Below are 17,710 nucleotides of genomic sequence, written 5' to 3' on the forward strand. Positions count from 1 at the left end.
CCGAGGCTCGGCGGGAGCCCGGCCGGCGCGGCCCGGATCGATGGTGCACCTCAATTGTCGGGCACCCCGGGACCGTCGGCGACGCTGATGCCGGAGCCTGCGAGTTGCGGCGGCAGGGTCCGCGCCGTGCGACGCTCCGGCTGGGCGGAGACGACGATGGGCAGCGCTGACCGTTCGATGGCCATGATCGGCGCCAGCGTCGACAGGCTCTCCGGCGCGTTCGCCTCGACACCGCCGCCGTGGTCCTGGCAGGCGGTGACCGAGAAGAGCGCCGTGCAGGCCATGCTGCGCAACGCATGCGAGGCCCATGGGGCGGGTGCGTTCCCGCGCGGCGCGTCGGACTTCGGAGGCGCTGCGCCCTGCAGCGGAAGGCGCAGCGTCAGGCCCAGTCCGCCCAGCACCGACGGCGCCGCGTAGATGCGCCCGCCGTGGCGATGGGCGATCCGCTCGCACGCGAGCGCGCTGGCCGACAGGCCACGGTCCTTCGCATCGAGGAACTGCGCGAGCTGCGGCCGACCCTGGGCCGTGTCCGATTCCATCCAGCGCACCACGGCCTGCGATCCTTCGGCGCACGCGAGCACCCGCAGCGTCGCGCCCTCGTCCAGCACCTGCGACGCATGCCCGGCGATGCGCACGAACAGCGCATGCATGTCGTCCTCCGCGACGCAGACGATCAAGGCCTCGCGCGGAAGGCGGATGTCCAGATGGATGCCGCCGCGATGCAGGCTGGGCCCACAGCTGCGCGACATCGCATCCAGCAGCAGGCGCAGGTCTTCGGGCCGGCTTGGCGCGGCCTGCGGCGCGCGAACGGTGTCGACGGCGGACGGCATGGCCGAGGCCGAGGCCGCCACGTTGGCTGCGAGCGAGCGCCAGAACGCGACGAGCACGAGGACGACGATGAGGGCAAGCCCGATGCTGCCGGTGTCCATGTCGGAAGCTCACTGATGCGGCGCGGACCTGGACGACAGCGTGTCGTCCGGGTTTCGCGCACAGATGCCGTTGACACGCTCGCCGCGCCGCTCGAGCAGCTGCGCGGCCGCGCCCTCCTCCTGGCCATCGCAGGCCTCGCGCATCCCGGGCGGCGGCAGGTTCTCGCCGAACGCCATCGGCGGCGGCGGCGGTGGAGGTGGAGGTGGAGGTGGCGGCACGATGACGCAGCCTTGAAGCAGGGCGGCGCACGCGACCGCGCCGCAGATCGATGTCAGTTTCATGAGAGTCCCTGGTGGTCCAGCACCGAGTGAAGAAGCGAATGATCTCCATCAATCTGGGAGGAACTTGGGCGATGCCGCAAAGCGCCCGATCCCGCGATCTGCAGGACTTTTGTGCCGCTGATCGACCCATTGCAAGCCGCCGCTGCTTCGTACATTCGGAACCAGACAACTCATTCCGAAGAGAGGCCATGGCTTTCATCTCACTCAGCGCAGCGCTGCGACCGACCTTCCTCGCGAGGGCGTGGTGGCCTTCGGGCAAGGACGCGCTGGCCCGCTTCCACGCCTCCGGCATCGGCCTGGCCGGCGGCATCGGCGTGCTCGGTGCCGGCGGATGGACCGTGTGGGGCGCGCTCGGAGCCGCCGGGCTGCTCGGCGCCGGCGTGCTCGCCGATCGCCAGCGCCTGCGCCAACAGGCCGCCGCGCACGGCGCGACCGCCAGCTTCGTCGCCGGCACCGACCGGCTCGGCCGCGACCTGCTGCCGGTGTGGAGCGCGCACATCGAAAGCTCGCGCGCGCAGATGGAGGACGCCGTGGCCGCGCTCACCCAGCGCTTCGCCGGCATCGTGGACCGGCTGGACCAGGCGCTCAAGGCATCGATGCAGGGCGGCGACCAGGGCGTGGCCGGCGTCTTCGAGCGCAGCGGCCTCGAACTGCGCGGCGTGCTCGATTCGCTGCGCGCCGCGATGGCCAGCAACGGCGCGATGCATGCCGAGGTGCAGAGCCTGGGCCGCTTCGTCGACGAGCTGCAGCAGATGGCGCTCGAGGTCGCGAGCATCGCGGCCCAGACCAACCTGCTGGCGATCAATGCGCGCATCGAGGCTGCGCATGCGGGCGACAGCGGACGCAGCTTCGGCGTGCTGGCGCAGGAGGTGCGCAAGCTCTCGGCCATGTCGGCCGAAACCGGCAAGCGCATGACCGAGAAGGTGAAGATCATCAGCGCCGCCATCGCCGCGGCGCGCGACAGCGCGCAGGCCTCGGCACAGCGCGAGGCGGCATCCGCGGTCGCCTCCGAAGCCGCGATCAACGGCGTGCTGGCCCAGTTCCGCAGCGTGACCGAAGTGCTGGAAGCCTCCGCCGACGTGCTCAAGCAGGAAAGCGTGGGCATCCAGTCCGAGATCGTCGAAGCGCTGGTGCAGCTGCAGTTCCAGGACCGCGTGAGCCAGCGCATGACGCACGTGCGCCACAGCATCGAGCGCCTGCCGGTGCTGCTGGCCGACAGCAGCCAGCACTTCGAGCGCGCCGGCACGCTGCAGCCGATCGATGCCGCGGCACTGCTGTCCGAACTCGAGAAGAGCTACGCGATGGCCGACGAGCGCGCCACGCACAGCGGCGACGCCGGCGCCGCGACTCCCGCGGCCGCCTCCGGCGATGTCGTCTTCTTCTGATCCCCTCCCCGGAGCCCCCAGGAAACATCATGGCCAAGACCATCATGATCGTCGACGATTCCACCTCGCTGCGGCAGGTGGTGAGCATTGCCCTGCGGGGCGCCGGCTACGACGTGATCGAGGGCTGCGACGGCGTCGATGCGCTGAAGAAGCTCGGCGGCCAGAAGGTGCACCTGATCATCAGCGACGTGAACATGCCGAACATGGACGGCATCAGCCTGGTGAAGAAGATCAAGGAGCTGCCGGCCTACAAGTTCACGCCGATCGTGATGCTGACCACCGAGTCGCAGGAGGGCAAGAAGCGCGAAGGCCAGGCCGCCGGCGCCAAGGCCTGGATGCTCAAGCCCTTCAACCCGCCGCAGCTGCTGGCGGTGGTGCAGAAGCTGGTGCTGCCATGAGCGCCGCGCCGGGCCGCCCCAGGCAAGCTCGCTCCCGCCTGGCGGGAAGGCGCGAAGCGCCAAGGGTGCACCAATGAGCGTTTCGCATGCGATCGAGGGCGAGATGACGATCTATCGCGCCGCCGAGCTGCGCACCGGTTTGCTGGCCGCGCTGGCCGGCAGCGAGGGCGACATCGCGCTCGACCTGTCGGCCGTCACCGAGATCGACAGCGCGGGCGTGCAGTTGCTGATCGCTGCCGCGAAGAGCGCATCGGCCGCGCAGCGCGCGCTGCACGTGTGCGCCATCGCGCCGGCCGTGGCCGAATCCCTGCGCTTCCTCGGCCTCGATGCGAGCGCGCTGCTGCAGGAGCCCGCATGAACTTCGACGACGCGCTGCCGACCTTCTTCGTGGAGGCCCGCGAACAGCTGCAGGACATGGAGGCCGCGCTGCTGCGCATCGCCGGCGAGGACGACACGACCGAAAGCGTCAACGCGATCTTCCGCGCCGCACACACCATCAAGGGCTCGGCCGGATTGTTCGGCCTGGATGCGCTGGTGGCCTTTGCCCACGTGGTGGAGAGCCTGCTCGACGAAGTCCGCAGCGGCACCATCGCGCTCGGCGAGCCGCTGATCGAGCTGCTGCTGGCCTGCGCCGATCACATCGGCCGGCTGGTCGACGCGGCCGAGTCGGGCGGCCGCGCGCTCGCGGCCGAGGACGAGAAGAACGGCGCCGCGCTGCTGGAGCGGCTGCACGACCACCTCGGCGCCGGCGACCAGGCGCCCGCCGCCGGCCCGGTCGCCGCCCGTGCGGACGGCGACGCCGGCCGCTGGCACATCGCGCTGCGCTTCGGCGACAGCGTGCTGCGCAACGGCATGGACCCGCTGTCCTTCCTGCGCTACCTGGCGACGCTGGGCACGATCGAGCACATCGTCACGCTGCACGACGGCGTGCCCGTGCTCGAAGCGCTGGACGCGGAATCGTGCGGACTCGGCTTCCGGATCCTGTTCGCCAGCGAGGCCGGACGCGCCGCCATCGAGAACGTGTTCGAGTTCGTGATCGACGATTGCGAACTGCGTGTCACGCCCGCGCCCGGCATCGAAGCCGCGCCGCAGACCGCATCGCCCGCACAATGCGCGACAGCATCGGCATCGGCATCGGCACCAGCACCGAAGCCGCCGCGCGACGCCAAGGCGCCGGAAAGCCAGTCGGTGCGCGTCGATGCCGACAAGCTCGACCGGCTGATCAACCTGGTCGGCGAACTGATCATCGCCGCGGCCGGCGCCAACCTGATCGCGCGGCGCACGCGCCATGTCGAGCTGCAGGAAAGCCATGCCACGCTGTCCGAGCTGGTGGAGGAAGTGCGCGACAGCGCATTGCAGCTGCGCATGGTCAAGATCGGCGCCACCTTCGGCCGCTTCAATCGCGTGGTGCACGATGTGGCGCGCGAACTCGGCAAGGACATCGCGCTCAGCGTCAGCGGCGAGGACACCGAACTCGACAAGACCGTGGTCGAGAAGATCGGCGACCCGCTGATGCACCTGGTGCGCAATGCCATGGACCACGGCATCGACGCGCCCGAGCTGCGCGCTGCGCGCGGCAAGCCGCCGCAGGGCACGGTGGCGCTCAATGCGTACCACGACTCGGGCAGCATCGTGATCCAGGTCAGCGACGACGGCGGCGGCCTCGACCGCGACCGCATCCTGGCCAAGGCCGTCGAGCGCGGCCTGGTCGAGGCCGGCCGCAGCCTGAGCGACGCCGAGATCTACGCGCTGATCTTCGAGCCCGGCTTCTCCACCGCCGCGCAGGTGACCAACCTGTCGGGCCGCGGCGTCGGCATGGATGTGGTCAAGCGCAACATCAGCGCGCTGCGCGGCAGCGTCGGCATCGACAGCCGGCCGGGCCAGGGCACCACCGTCACCGTGCGGCTGCCGCTCACGCTGGCGATCATCAACGGCTTCCAGGTCGGCGTCGGCAAGTCGGTGTTCGTGGTGCCGCTGGACGTGGTGGACGAATGCGTCGAGTTCGCCGCCGAAGCGGACCACGACTACATCGACCTGCGCGGCCAGGTGCTGCCTTTCATCCGCCTGCGCACGCTGTTCGAGGTCGCGGGGCCGCCCGCCGCACGCCAGAACATCGTCGTGGTCAAGCACGCCGGGCAGAAGTTCGGCCTGGTGGTGGACATGCTGATGGGCGAGGCGCAGACGGTGATCAAGCCGCTGTCGAAGATGTTCGCCCAGGTGCAGGGCATCAGCGGCTCCAGCATCCTGGGCAGCGGCGATGTGGCGCTGATCCTCGACGTGCCGATGCTGATGCAGCAGGCCACCCGCGTGCTGGCGGCCACGGGCCATCCGCTTTCTTCCCTCTCTTCCTCCGCAGCAGTCGCCGTTCCGGCCTGAGGCGACCTCTCCAGACTCCAGAAAGGACAACCATGTTCAGCAACTTGAAGATCGGCGTGCGGCTGATCGCGGGCTTCGTGCTGGTGGCGGGCATCAGCGCCGTCGTCGGCTTCATCGGCATCAGCAACACCAGCCAGATGAACGAGAAGGCCGACGACATGTACAACAACGAGCTGATGGGGCTCTCGCACGTCAAGGAAGCCAACGTGCACCTGATCTACGCCGGCCGCGCGCGCTCCAACTACCTGCTGGCCACGTCGCAGGAAGAGCGCGACAAGCAGCAGGCGCAGATCGACAAGAGCAGCGCCGCGATGAAGGACTTCATCGAGAAGGCGCAGCCGCTGTTCGCCAACGCGCGCGCCAAGGAGATCTTCTCGACCTTCAACAGCCTCGCGCAGGAGTACCAGCGCGACATGCAGCGCGCGCTGTCGCTGGCCGCGACGCGCAAGTTCCAGGAACGCGACGACGCGCTGATGCAGGCGATGGACCAGGTGCGCGACAAGGCCGACAAGCTGGACACCATGCTGGACGAGCTGATCGAGCAGAAGGAAGCGGGCGCCCGGCGCGCGGCGGAAGAGACCGACAACCTCTACCGTGCCAGCCGCACGACCATGATCGGCATCATCGCCGGCGGCGTGCTGTTCGGCATCGCGCTCGGCTTCTTCATCAGCCGCGGCATCACCCGGCCGCTGGCGCGTGCCGTCGACGTCGCCAACCGGCTGGCCGAGGGCGATCTCACGGTGCAGGTCGAATCCACCAGCCGCGACGAGACCGGCCAGCTGCTGCAGGCGATGCAGAACACGGTCGCGAAGCTCTCGCGCGTGGTGACCGAAGTCAACAGCGGCGCCGAGGCGCTGGCCGGCGCGTCCGAGGAAGTCAGCGCCACGGCGCAGTCGCTGTCGCAGGCCTCGAGCGAACAGGCCGCCGGCGTCGAGGAGACCAGCGCATCGATGGAACAGATGACCGCCTCGATCTCGCAGAACACCGAGAACGCGAAGGTGACGGACGGCATGGCGACCCAGGCGGCCGGCGAGGCCGGCGAAGGCGGCGAGGCGGTGAAAGCCACCGTGCTGGCGATGAAGCAGATCGCGCAGAAGATCGGCATCATCGACGACATCGCCTACCAGACCAACCTGCTGGCGCTGAACGCGGCGATCGAGGCGGCGCGCGCCGGCGAGCATGGCAAGGGCTTCGCGGTGGTGGCGGCCGAGGTGCGCAAGCTGGCCGAGCGCAGCCAGGTCGCGGCGCAGGAGATCGGCACCGTCGCCAGCTCCAGCGTCGAGCTGGCCGAGAAGGCCGGCCGGCTGCTCGACCAGATCGTGCCCAACATCAAGAAGACCTCGGACCTGGTGCAGGAGATCACGGCGGCCTCCGAGGAGCAGTCCTCCGGCGTCGGCCAGATCAATTCCGCGGTCACGCAGCTGAGCCAGACCACGCAGCAGAACGCGTCGAGCTCCGAAGAGCTGGCCGCCACGGCCGAGGAGATGAGCAGCCAGGCCGAGCAGCTGCAGCAGACCATGTCCTTCTTCAAGCTGGCCGGCGCCCCGGCCGCACCGGCGCGCGGCAAGCCGCAAGGCAAGCCGGCCGCGGCGAAGAAGAGCGCCGCCGCGAAGAAAGGCACGGGCGGCGGCTTCGCGCCGGTGGGCGCCCTCGCCTTCGCGGGCGTCGATGCGCCCGACGAATCGCAGTTCGCCAGGTTCTGAGGAGCCGGCGCGATGAATGCATTGGCTCAGACCGCCCGGCTCGCCGGCGGCGCGCCGGCCTCCGCAGAGCCGGCCCAGTACCTCACCTTCATGCTGGCCGGCGAGGCCTTCGCGATCGGCATCCTGGCGATCAAGGAGATCATCGAATACCACAGCCTGACCGAGGTGCCGATGATGCCCGCCAGCGTGCGCGGCGTGATCAACCTGCGCGGCGCGGTGGTGCCGGTGATGGACCTGCTGGCGCGCTTCGGCCGCCCTTCGAGCGAGGTCAGCAAGCGCACCTGCATCGTGATCGTCGAAGTCGAGACCGGCGGCGAGCGCCAGGTCATCGGCGTGATGGTCGATGCGGTCAACGAGGTGCTGGACATCGCACCGGCCGACATCGAGCCGCCGCCGAACTTCGGCGCCCGCATCCGCAGCGACTTCATCCAGGGCATGGGCAAGGTGAAGGGCCGCTTCGTGATCCTGCTCGACGTCGACCACGTGCTGTCGCTGGACGAGGCGGGCGCGCTCGCCGCGCTCCAGGCCGAAGCGCAGGACGAGCCGGCCCACTGAGCCGGCGCCGCGCCGTGGTGGACAACACCCTCACCGACATCGAGTTCGGCCGCTTCCAGCGCTTCATCCACGAGGCCGCGGGCATCACCCTGTCGCCGGCCAAGAAGGCGCTGGTGTGCGGGCGGCTCTTCAAGCGGCTGCAGGCCCATCGGCTGAACAGCTACACCGACTACCTCGCGCTGCTGGACAGCGGCCGCGCGGCGGCCGAGGTGCAGACCGCGATCGACCTGCTGACCACCAACGAAACCTACTTCTTTCGCGAGCCCAGGCATTTCGAGCTGCTGCGCACGGTGGCGCTGGCCGCTGCATCGCGCCCGCAGCCGCTGCGCGTCTGGAGCGCGGCCTGCTCGACCGGCGAGGAGTGCTACAGCATCGCGATGGTGCTGGCCGACTGCCTGGGCGCCACGGCCTGGGAGGTGGTCGGCACCGACATCAGCAGCCGCGTGCTGCAGCGCGCGCGTGCCGCGCACTATCCGCTGGAGCGCACGCGGCACGTGCCGCCGGCCTACCTGAAGCGTTTCTGCCTGCGCGGCCTGGGCGAACAGGAAGGCACGCTGCTGGTCGAGCGCCCGCTGCGCGAGCGCGTGCGCTTCGCGCAGGTCAACCTCAACGCCGGGCTGCCGGCCCTGGGCAGCTTCGACATGATCTTCCTGCGCAACGTGATGATCTATTTCAACGGCGACACCAAGCGCCAGGTGGTGGCGCGCGTGCTCGCGCTGCTCAAGCCCGGCGGGCACTTCTGCATCGGACACTCCGAGACCCTGAACGAGATCAGCACCGCCGTGCAGCAGGTGGCGCCGTCGATCTACCGCAAACCGTGAACAGGCACGGACGACCCTGCGCATGAATCCGATCAAGGTGATGGTGGTCGACGACTCGGCCGTGGTGCGGCAGGTGGTCGCCGGACTGCTCGGCGCGGCGGCCGGCATCGAGGTGATCGCCGCGGTGGCCGATCCGCTCCTGGCCATCGAACGGCTCAGGCAGCAGTGGCCCGACGTGATCGTGCTCGATGTCGAGATGCCGCGCATGGACGGCATCACCTTCCTGCGCCGCATCATGCAGGAGCGGCCGACGCCGGTGGTGATCTGCTCGACCTTGACCGAGAAAGGCGCCAGGACCACGCTCGAGGCGCTGGCCGCCGGCGCGGTGGCGATCGTCACCAAGCCCCGGCTCGGCCTCAAGCAGTTCCTGGTCGAGGCCTCGGACGATCTGGTGGCCACGGTGCGCAGCGCGGCGCAGGCCCGGGTGCGGCGCATCACCGCGCGCGAGACGGCGCCGGCCGTGCCGGTGGCGCGGCACACGGCCGACGTGATCCTCGCGCCGCAGGCGGCGCGCGCGATGGTGCAGACCACCGAGCGCGTGGTCGCCATCGGCACCTCGACCGGCGGCACGCAGGCGCTGGAGGAAATCCTCACCGCGCTGCCGCGCGTCTCGCCCGGCCTCGTGATCGTGCAGCACATGCCGGAGAAGTTCACCGCCGCCTTCGCGGCGCGGCTCGACGGCCTCTGCCACATCGCGGTGAAGGAAGCGGAGCACAACGACCGCGTGGTGCCCGGCCGGGCGTTGATCGCACCGGGCGGACGGCACCTCGTGCTCCAGCGCAGCGGCGCGCAGTACCGGGTCGAAGTGGTCGACGGACCGCTGGTCAACCGGCACCGGCCGTCGGTCGACGTGCTGTTCCGCTCGGTCGCCAAGAGCGCCGGCATGAATGCGCTGGGCGTGATCATGACCGGCATGGGCGACGACGGCGCGGCCGGCCTGCTCGAGATGCGCAACGCCGGCGCCCGCACGGTCGCGCAGGACGAGGACAGCTGCGTCGTCTACGGCATGCCGCGCGAAGCGATCAAGCGCGGTGGTGTCGAGCGCACGGTGGCGCTGGGGGCGATGGCGCAGGAGATCCTGAAGCAGCTGTAGAGGCACCCAGCGGCCGACGAGGCCGCCGATGCGCCGCTACAGCAGGTCCTTCAGCTTCGCGCGCAGCCGGCTGATGGCCTGGCTGTGCAGCTGGCAGACGCGCGACTGGCTCACTTCCAGCACAGCGCCGATCTCGCGCAGGTTCAGCTCTTCCTCGTAGTAGAGGTTGAGCAGCAGCTGGTCGCGTTCGGGCAGCGAACCGATGGCATCGATCAGCTGATGGCGAAAGCCGCTCTGCAGCAGCTGCTCCAGCGGATCGTCGCTGCTGCCGCGCGCACTGCGCGCCTCCTGCGCGTTGGCGTCGAGGAAGTTGCTCTCGGATTCGCCCTGCGAGAAGTCCTCGACATACAGCAGCTGGCAGCCCTGCACTTCCTGCAGCAGGCCCTGGTAGGCCTCCAGCGTCATCCTGAGTTCCTTGGCGATCTCGCCCTCGTTCGGCGCGCGGCCGAGCCGGTGTTCGAGCGCCTGGACCGCCTGCTCGACCTTGCGCGCCGAGGCGCGCAGGCCGCGCGAGCCCCAGTCGGTGGCACGCAGTTCGTCGAGCATCGCGCCGCGGATGCGCTGGCTGACGAAGGTCTCGAACTGGGCGCCGCGGTTGTCCTCGTAGCGCTTCGATGCATCCAGCAGGCCGATCATGCCGGCCTGGATCAGATCGTCGAGCTCGACGCTGGCGGGCAGCTTGGCGATCATCTGCAGCGCGATGCGCCGCACCATCGGCTGGTGCTGCTCCAGCAGGTGCGACTTCTCAATGGTTCCCTGTGCGGTGTACACGGCTGTCCTGTTCCTTCTCCATGCGCCGTCTCAGACGGCGGCTGTGTTCGAAGCTTGTGCGTCGCGGGCCGGCGGCGGCATCGCGCCGGGGCCCCTGTCCGTGCGGCCCGCGGGCGGCGGCCGCAGGGCGGCGGCGCGCCAGGGCCACTGGCCGATGCCGGCCGCGATGCCGCGGAAATCGACGGCCGCCGGACTGGCGGGAAATGCCTCCACCACGGTCTGGTGCAGGCGCTGCGCGTCCTGCAGGTGCCGGTCGGCGCGGACCCCTCCGGCAGGCTGCAGCGAGACGGCGAGGTAGCGCCGGCTGGTGTCGACCAGGTTGGTCATCACCTGCGCGGCTTCGTCGCCCGCACCGACACCGTTGACGAGCAGCCGAAGCTGCTTGAGCGCGTGCGCGTAGTGCAGCCGCTTGATGCCCGCATAGGCCGCGGTGATGGATGCCGGCTGCGGCCGGAAGACGAGCACCAGGTCGTCCGCCTGCCGCGCCAGCATCGACAGGCAGCCTTCGCCGTCGAGCGCAGCGTCGATCAGGATCAGGCTGCCCTGCCACAGCGTGCGCGGGTCCAGGCCGGCCGGCTGCGCATCGGGGCGTGCGGGCAGCACGCCGACACCGCAGTCCGACAGTGCCACGGCCTCTTCGCAAGCCAGGCGGCGGCCGGCGACATCGGCGAGCGTGCCCGATGGCGCGATCGACCACAGCGCGCAGGCGGATGCCGGTGTCGCGTCGTGCTCGTCCAGCAGCAGCACCTGCTTGCCTTGGTGGACCAGGGCCGCAGCGAGGTTCATCGCGGTCGTGGTGGCGCCGACGCCGCGGCCCATCCCGGCTACGGCGATCACGCGCGTGGGCGTGCGCGCCAGCAGGCGCCGCAGTCCATCGGCCTGGTCGGTGACCAGTTTGCTCATAAGACAAGCTCCGCTCTGCGGGCTGCGGTGCGAGCGCCTTCGGGCGGCCGGGCGGCGCTCATCGGTGCACTCCGGCTTTCATGGCGCGCGCCTCACCCATGCTGCGCCATCGCCTCGGAGCGGCGGGTCGGTGCGGTGGATTCGGTGCCGAGCGCCTCGAGCAGCAGGAACAGCTTGCCGACGCCCACGTACAGCGCGTTGCCGGTGAGCGGCCGGCTGGAGCGCACCGGCCGGCCGGTGAGCTGGTTCAGCAGCATGCGCGTGCGGTCGGCCCATTCGCCCTTCGCGTGCAGCAGGCGCCACACGGTGGTCGTCACCTGGCCGGCGATCAACAGGCGCTTCATCATGTGCGGATCGCCCGGCTCGCCGATGCCGCCGACCTGCTGCACGCCCTGGCGGATCAGGCGAAAGCACGGCTCCGCCTCGGCGGCCCAGGCCTGCCACTGCGCGAGCTGCTGCGCGGCGACGCCGCCGACGATGTTGGTGAGCAGATAGCCCTGCGCGAGGACCTTGCGGCCCTGCGCATCCATCACGCGCGTCACGGCGCAGCGCAGCGCGGGCAGCGCGGCGTCGCCGGCATCGGCCACGGCCGCGCCACGCAACACCACTTCGGCCTGCGCCTCGCATTGCAGCGCCGGCTTGCCGCGAAAGGCCACCGGATGCGGCGGCGCGAAGTCCCAGTCCATGCGCGCCAGCGTGCGCGCGGCGCCGGAGCGCGGATCGATCACGCCGGTGGAGCCCGGTGCGCGCGCCAGCCACTGCTGGCCCTGGGCCTGCCACTGCACCATGAAGTCCGCGCCGGGCAGCTTCGACAGCAGGTGCACCAGCGGCTTGCCGAAGTCCTGCTCGCGCAGCCAGGGGATCTGGCGCATGCCGGGCTTGCGCTTCGCGTCCGCGGCGCTTCCGCCCGCGGTCGCGGCGGTCGAGAGCCACTGGTTCGGCGCGGCCAGCGGCAGGCCGCTGCGATCGGACAGCATCAGGCTGCCCTGGCATTCGTAGGCATCGACACCTTCGTTGGAGCGCAGCCCGACCTGGCCGCACAGCGCCAGCACATGGGTCTCGCAGCCCGCGGCGATCTCGCTGCGCGCATGTAGCAGCAAGTCCCGCAGCACGGCCTTGTGGCCGGTGTCCTCGTCGGCCGCCTGCCGCCAGAGGCGGCGCGCCGCCTCGAAGCCGATCTGCGCGCCGGCCAGTGCGCCGGCGGCGGTCGCGAGTTCCTGCGCGTCGTGCGCCATCGCGCGGATCAGGTTCTGGTACTGCACGCGCAGCCGGTCGGTCTCGGCCTGCGCCTGCACCACCTGTGCCGAAGGCGCGGCGCCCGCGGGCTCGTCCTGCAGGTCGATCTCGGCCGGCACGAAGAGCGGGTTGTGGCGCCGCGGCTGGAACACGCTGTCGACCAGCTGCGCGCGGTCGGCCAGCATCAGGTTCTCGGGCACCTTCTGGCCGCTGGAGATGTAGTGCACCGGCAGCCGATGGCGGATCACCGTGTCGATCAGCGCGCCCGGATGCGTGGCCTCGTCGACCTTGGTGAAGATGCAGCCGGCCAGCGCATTGCCGCCACCGCCGTTGCGGTAGGCATGCACCACTTCGTTGAGCGTGTCGCCGTGGCTGGTCGCATTGAGCAGCAGCAGCCGCTTCACCGGGCGATGGCTGTTGCACAGCATCGCGATCTGGTCGGAGACGGCGCGGTCGCGCTGGCTCATGCCGACGGTGTCGATCAGCACCATGTGCTTGTCGCGCAAGTCCTGCAGCACCAGGTGCAGGTCGGCCGCGTCCTTCACCGCATACACCGGCACGTCGAGGATCTGGCCGTAGATGCGTAGCTGCTCGTAGGCGCCGATGCGGTAGCTGTCGGTGGTGACCAGCGCCAGCTTGTCGGCACCGAAGCGCATGACGCAGCGCGCGGCGAGCTTGGCGGTGGTGGTGGTCTTGCCGACGCCGGTCGGCCCCATCAGCGCGTAGACGCCGCCCTGCGCAAGCAGCGCATCCTCGTCCTCGTGCACCGGCACCGCGCGGATCAGCTCGGCGCGCGCGAAGGCCATGCCCTGCGCATAGCTCTGTCCGGTCGGCAGTTTCTCGAGCATGGCCTTCGACAGGCGCGCACTGAAGCCGGCGCCGAGCAGCGTGCGCAAGAGGCGGCCGCGCACCGGGTCGCGGCGCTGCTTGTCGTTCCAGACCACGCTCGCGAGCTGCTCCTCGATCATGCCGCGCATCGAATGCAGTTCGTTGAGCACCGTGTCGGCGGGCGCGGGCTGAACCGGCGGCGCGAGTGCCGGCGCGGACGTGGCGCCTTCCAGCGCTTCGGCCACGTCGCCATGCGCCATGGCCACGATCTCCACGCCGTCGGGCAGCGCACGGTTGGTCAGCACGATGGCTTCCGCGCCCAGGGCCTCGCGCACGAGGCGCAAGGCCTCGCGGCTGGTGGTCGCGACGAATTTGCGTGCGGCGGTGCGCACGTCGGTCGGGATGCTCAAACTCTTCCTCCAAGGGTGGCGGTGATCTTGATGTTGCGGGAGTCAGGGATCTCCGCATGGGACAGAACCTTCAGCTGCGGCAGGCTGCGGCGCAGGAAGCGCGACAGCAGCACGCGCAGCGGATGCTGGACGACCAGCACCGGCACCAGGCCCATCTGCTCCTGGCGCGCGATCGCGGCCTGCGCCTGCTGCAGCAGGCTGTCGGCAAGGCCCGGCTCGATGCCGCTGCTGTTGGTCATCGCCTGCTGCAGCACGCCGTCGAGCGAGCCGTCGAGGCCGATCACCTGCAGCTCGGTATCGCCCGGGAACAGCTGCTGCGTGATCGCGCGGCCGAGGGCCAGGCGCGTCAGCGACGTGAGTTCGGTGGCGTCCTTGACGCTCGGCGCATGCTCGGCCATGACGTCGAGGATGGTGCGCATGTCGCGGATCGGCACCTGTTCGTCGAGCAGGTTCTGCAGCACCTTGTGCAGCGTGCTCAGCGTGACGATTTTCGGCACCAGGTCTTCGGTCAGCTTCGGCGCGGTCTTGGCGATCTGATCGAGCAGCTGCTGCACTTCCTGGCGGCCGAGCAGCTCGGCGGCATGGGTCTGGATCAGGTGGTTCAGGTGCGTGGCCATCACGGTGCAGGCATCGACCACCGTGTAGCCGTGGATCTGCGCCTGCTGGCGGTGCGTGCCGTCGATCCAGATCGCGGGCAGGCCGAAGGCCGGGTCCTTGGTCGGCGTGCCGGGCAGCGTGCCGTTCACCTGGCCGGGATTGATCGCCATCCACTGGTTCGGGAAGGCCTCGCCGCGGCCGATCTCCACGCCCTTCAGGCTGACGATGTAGGCATTGGGACTGATCTCGAGGTTGTCGCGAATGTGGACCACCGGCACCAGGAAGCCGATCTCCTGCGCGACCTTCTTGCGGATGCTCTTGATGCGGCCGAGCAGCTCGCCGTGCTGCGACTGGTCGACCAGCGGGATCAGGCGGTAGCCGACTTCCATGCCCAGCGGATCGACCAGCGCGACGTCGTCCCAGGTCGCCTCGGCCGGCTCGGCGGCCGTCGCGGCCGCGGCCTGCACCGCAGCGTCGGCGCGCTCGGCGGCCGCGAGCGGCTTGCGCAGCAGGATGCGGCGGCCGAGCCAGCACAGGCCGCCGGCGATCAGCAGGAAGGCCAGGTTGGGCATGCCCGGGATCAGGCCCATCAGGCCGATGATGCCGGCCGTGAGGAACAGCACCTGCGGGTTGGAGAACAGCTGGCCGGTCAGCTGGCTGCCGACGTCCTCGTCGGTGGTGACGCGCGACACGATCACGCCGGCGGCGGTCGAGATCACCAGCGCCGGGATCTGCGCCACCAGGCCGTCGCCGATGGCCAGCAGCGTGTAGGTCTTGCCGGCAGCCGAGAAGTCGAGGCCGTGCTGCACGACGCCGACCACCAGCCCGCCGATGATGTTGATGACCATGATCAAGAGGCCCGCGACCGCGTCGCCGCGCACGAACTTGCTGGCGCCGTCCATCGAGCCGTAGAAGTCGGCTTCCTGCGCGACCTCGGTGCGGCGCTTGCGGGCCACGTCCTCGCCGATCAGGCCGGCGTTGAGATCGGCGTCGATCGCCATCTGCTTGCCGGGCATGGCGTCGAGCATGAAGCGCGCGCCGACCTCGGCGATGCGGCCCGCGCCCTTGGTGATCACCATGAAGTTGATCAGCACCAGGATGATGAAGACCATCACGCCGACCGCGAAGTTGCCGCCGACCAGGAAGTGGCCGAAGGCCTCGATCACCTTGCCGGCCGCGTCGGGCCCGGTGTGGCCGTGCAGCAGCACCACGCGCGTCGACGCCACGTTGAGCGACAGGCGCAGCAGCGTCGAGAACAGCAGCACCGCGGGGAAGGCCGCGAAGTCCAGCGCCTTCATCGTGTACATGCTCACCAGCAGCACCATCACCGACATCGCGATGTTGAAGGTGAACAGCAGGTCCAGCAGGAAGGGCGGCAGCGGCAGCACCATCATGCTCAGGATCATGATGATGAGCACCGGGCCGGCCAGTCCCTTGAACTGGGTGCCGGAGAACATCTGCGTCGGCAGACGCATCAAGTTGGCCATCGCGTTCATGCGGTCTTCAAGGAATATTGGAGCGATTCGGGAATCGCGAGATCGGTCGGCGTGCGCGGCGCCTCGCCGCCTTCGCTCTGCCAGCGCTTGAGCTGGTAGACCCAGGCCAGCACCTCGGCCACGGCGGTGTAGAGGCCGCCCGGGATCTCGTCGCCCAGCCGCGTGTGCTTGTAGAGCGCGCGCGTGAGCGGCGGCGCCTCGAGGATGGCGACGTTGTTCGCCGCCGCGATCTCGCGGATGCGCGCAGCCACCAGGTCGGTGCCCTTGGCCACCACGCGCGGCGCGCGCATGTCGCTGTCGAGGTACTTGAGCGCGACCGCGAAGTGGGTCGGGTTGGTGACGACGATGTCGGCCTTGGGCACCTCGGCCATCATCCGGCGGCGCGCCATCTGCTGCTGCTGGCGGCGGATCTGCGCCTTGATGTGCGGATCGCCTTCGCTTTCCTTGTGCTCCTGGCGCAGATCCTCGCGCGACATGCGCAGCTTGCGGTAGTAGCTCCACAGTTGGTAAGGCACGTCGATCAGCGCCACCAGCAGCAGCGTGGCCGCGATCAGCGCGCAGTTGCGCGCCACCAGCATCACGGTCTGCGGCAGCGCGGCGCTCACCGGCTGCGCCATCAGCGCCATCACGGCCTCGAGGTTGCCGACGATCACCTTGTAGGCGACACCGCCGATCAGCATCGACTTGACGAGCGCCTTGACCAGATCGGCCAGCGTCTGCGTGGAGAACATGCGGCCGATGCCGGCCAGCGGATTGAGCTTGCCGAAATTCGGCGCCACCGACTTGGTCGAGAACAGCCAGCCGCCCAGCATCATCGGCGCGACCACGGCCGCCACCACCATCATCGCGAACAGCGGCGCCAGCGCCAGCAGCGCCTGCAGCGCCATCAGGCCGGTGCGGGCCAGCATCTGCGAGGGATCGAAGGCCGTGGCGCGCTCGAACTGGAGGCCGTGGCGCAAGGCGCCACCGAGGCTGCCGCCGAGCGAGCCGGCGCCGAACCACAGCCCGGCGATGGCGGTGCCCAGCATGACGAAGGTGGTCAGCTCGCGCGAGCGAGCCACGTTGCCTTCCTCGCGCGCCTTCTCCAGGCGCCGCGCGGAGGCGGGTTCCGTTTTCTCGAGATCGCTTTCCTCAGCCATTCATGCTCCGAAAGAGCGCCGGCGAAGGACGCCTGCTCATGACTGATTATTGGATTCGGTGCGCCGGAACAATCGACCGATCAGGGCCGACTTCGTCCTCCTTCTCGCTCAATCGGCTGCATGTCGCGCAGCCTCAGAAACCGAGGCTTTCGAGCAGGTCGTCGACCTGCGCCTGATCGGTCACCGCCTCGGGATTGCCGGGGACGATCTGCGGGCCGTTCTGCAAGCTGGTGCTGACGGTGCTGACGGCCTCCGGGCGCCTCTCGATCGGCGCGTTGTCGATCAGCACCTGCAGCAGCTGCGTCTCGACGTCGTTGACCACTTCCATCATCTTCTTGATGACCTGGCCGGTCAGGTCCTGGAAGTCCTGCGCCATCAGGATCTCCATCAGCTGGGTGTTGATGCCGCCGGTCTTCTGCGGCACCTCCTGCAGGTAGCCGCGCGTGTCGCGCACCAGCTCGCGCGCGTCGTTGAGCTCGATCGGGCTGGCGAACCATTCGTCCCAGCGCTTGCTGAGCGCCTTGGCATCCGCCGCCAGGCCTTCCTGCAGCGGCTGCGCGGCATCGACCGCATTGAGCGCGCGGTGCGCCGCCCGCTCGGTCATGGCAGCGACATAGTTCAGGCGGTCGCGCGCATCGGGGATCGCCTGCGCGGCCTTGGCCACCTCCTTGTCGAGCCCCAGCTCGCGCAGCCCTTCGCGCAACTGGCGCGTCAGCTGCCCGATGCGGCCGAGCAACTGTTCGGCGGTGTTCCCCTGCTCCACGGTTTCGAACGCGTCGCGGTTCATG

At 69.8% G+C, this 17,710-nt stretch carries 16 protein-coding genes; 8 read left to right on the forward strand and 8 right to left on the reverse strand.

Going from position 1 to position 17,710, the window contains the following annotated elements; all coding sequences use genetic code 11:
• Positions 1-50: 50 nt before the first annotated feature.
• Complete coding sequence (locus tag E5P2_RS18075; protein WP_162568479.1) at positions 51-929, reverse strand: hypothetical protein; 879 nt, start codon at positions 927-929, stop codon at positions 51-53.
• Between the two features lie 9 nt (positions 930-938).
• On the reverse strand, positions 939-1,211 hold the full coding sequence (locus E5P2_RS18080) for a hypothetical protein (protein ID WP_162568480.1): 273 nt from the start codon (positions 1,209-1,211) through the stop codon (positions 939-941).
• Between the two features lie 188 nt (positions 1,212-1,399).
• On the opposite strand from E5P2_RS18080, the gene E5P2_RS18085 reads away from it, so the two are divergent.
• From E5P2_RS18085 to E5P2_RS18120, 8 genes are all read left to right on the forward strand, one after another.
• The gene (locus E5P2_RS18085; RefSeq protein ID WP_162568481.1) at positions 1,400-2,596 is read left to right on the forward strand and encodes a methyl-accepting chemotaxis protein; all 1,197 of its coding nucleotides are present in this window, start codon (positions 1,400-1,402) and stop codon (positions 2,594-2,596) included.
• Positions 2,597-2,625: 29 nt separating this feature from the next.
• Positions 2,626-2,994, forward strand: a complete 369-nt coding sequence (locus tag E5P2_RS18090) for a response regulator (protein ID WP_162568482.1) — start codon at positions 2,626-2,628, stop codon at positions 2,992-2,994.
• 73 nt (positions 2,995-3,067) lie between these two features.
• Positions 3,068-3,352: an STAS domain-containing protein gene (locus E5P2_RS18095; RefSeq protein ID WP_162568483.1), complete on the forward strand. Its 285-nt coding sequence runs from the start codon at positions 3,068-3,070 to the stop codon at positions 3,350-3,352.
• The gene (locus E5P2_RS18100; RefSeq protein WP_162568484.1) at positions 3,349-5,370 is read left to right on the forward strand and encodes a chemotaxis protein CheA; all 2,022 of its coding nucleotides are present in this window, start codon (positions 3,349-3,351) and stop codon (positions 5,368-5,370) included. The genes E5P2_RS18095 and E5P2_RS18100 overlap by 4 nt, the downstream gene beginning before the upstream one ends.
• A 32-nt stretch (positions 5,371-5,402) precedes the next feature.
• Positions 5,403-7,073 carry a methyl-accepting chemotaxis protein gene (locus E5P2_RS18105; RefSeq protein ID WP_162568485.1) on the forward strand — a complete coding sequence of 557 codons (1,671 nt, stop codon included), beginning with the start codon at positions 5,403-5,405 and terminating at the stop codon, positions 7,071-7,073.
• Between the two features lie 12 nt (positions 7,074-7,085).
• On the forward strand, positions 7,086-7,628 hold the full coding sequence (locus E5P2_RS18110; protein ID WP_162568486.1) for a chemotaxis protein CheW: 543 nt from the start codon (positions 7,086-7,088) through the stop codon (positions 7,626-7,628).
• Positions 7,629-7,642: 14 nt separating this feature from the next.
• Entirely contained in the window at positions 7,643-8,449 is an 807-nt protein-coding gene (locus tag E5P2_RS18115; protein WP_162568487.1) for a CheR family methyltransferase, read from the forward strand.
• Positions 8,450-8,471: 22 nt separating this feature from the next.
• Positions 8,472-9,542: a protein-glutamate methylesterase/protein-glutamine glutaminase gene (locus E5P2_RS18120; RefSeq protein WP_162568488.1), complete on the forward strand. Its 1,071-nt coding sequence runs from the start codon at positions 8,472-8,474 to the stop codon at positions 9,540-9,542.
• A 36-nt stretch (positions 9,543-9,578) separates the two neighbouring features.
• Here E5P2_RS18120 and E5P2_RS18125 read toward each other — a convergent pair whose 3' ends face one another.
• The 6 genes from E5P2_RS18125 to cheZ form a co-directional block, all read right to left on the reverse strand.
• Positions 9,579-10,313: an RNA polymerase sigma factor FliA gene (locus tag E5P2_RS18125; protein ID WP_162568489.1), complete on the reverse strand. Its 735-nt coding sequence runs from the start codon at positions 10,311-10,313 to the stop codon at positions 9,579-9,581.
• 30 nt (positions 10,314-10,343) lie between these two features.
• Positions 10,344-11,216, reverse strand: a complete 873-nt coding sequence (locus E5P2_RS18130; protein WP_162568490.1) for a MinD/ParA family ATP-binding protein — start codon at positions 11,214-11,216, stop codon at positions 10,344-10,346.
• A gap of 92 nt (positions 11,217-11,308) precedes the next feature.
• Positions 11,309-13,690, reverse strand: a complete 2,382-nt coding sequence (flhF, locus tag E5P2_RS18135; RefSeq protein ID WP_162568491.1) for a flagellar biosynthesis protein FlhF — start codon at positions 13,688-13,690, stop codon at positions 11,309-11,311.
• Complete coding sequence (gene flhA, locus E5P2_RS18140; RefSeq protein WP_162568492.1) at positions 13,687-15,783, reverse strand: flagellar biosynthesis protein FlhA; 2,097 nt, start codon at positions 15,781-15,783, stop codon at positions 13,687-13,689. Before flhA ends, flhF begins: the two co-directional genes overlap by 4 nt.
• Positions 15,780-16,922: a flagellar biosynthesis protein FlhB gene (gene flhB / locus E5P2_RS18145; protein ID WP_162568493.1), complete on the reverse strand. Its 1,143-nt coding sequence runs from the start codon at positions 16,920-16,922 to the stop codon at positions 15,780-15,782. Before flhB ends, flhA begins: the two co-directional genes overlap by 4 nt.
• 133 nt (positions 16,923-17,055) lie before the next feature.
• Entirely contained in the window at positions 17,056-17,709 is a 654-nt protein-coding gene (gene cheZ / locus E5P2_RS18150; protein ID WP_162568494.1) for a protein phosphatase CheZ, read from the reverse strand.
• Position 17,710: the final 1 nt, after the last annotated feature.

The sequence above is a fragment of the Variovorax sp. SRS16 genome (assembly GCF_901827165.1).
Taxonomy (GTDB): Bacteria; Pseudomonadota; Gammaproteobacteria; order Burkholderiales; family Burkholderiaceae_C; genus Variovorax.